This is a genomic window from Hydrogenovibrio sp. 3SP14C1, assembly GCF_029625905.1.
Taxonomy (GTDB): Bacteria; Pseudomonadota; Gammaproteobacteria; order Thiomicrospirales; family Thiomicrospiraceae; genus Hydrogenovibrio.
Genome location: NZ_JARTLM010000294.1, coordinates 1 through 241 on the forward strand (window position 1 = coordinate 1; position 241 = coordinate 241).

At 60.6% G+C, this 241-nt stretch carries 1 protein-coding gene; it reads right to left on the minus strand.

Annotation, left to right across the window (positions count from 1 at the left end):
* Nucleotides 1–194, minus strand: a 194-nt coding sequence (locus P8629_RS12575; RefSeq protein WP_442908723.1) for a hypothetical protein, incomplete at its 3' end; no start/stop codon positions are given.
* Between the last annotated feature and the right edge of the window lie 47 nt (nucleotides 195–241).

Here is a 241-nt window from a genome sequence, read left to right on the forward strand (position 1 = left end):
CGCTGATGGTCCCGCACCACCACGTCTTTCACCGGCGCGCTGAGCTCCGGCGCAATACGCGTCACGGGCCGCATCGCGCGCGCTTCCGGAGTCATGGGCATAAAGCTATCGGCGAGTAAGAAATAGACGAACAGCACTACAAACGCCGCCAGGGCTATTTTCACCCAGCGGGTAAATCGTTGATCAGGGGTCATGGGTATTACTCGTTCACTGGCCCCCAAGCGGTCACGTGCACTCGGGG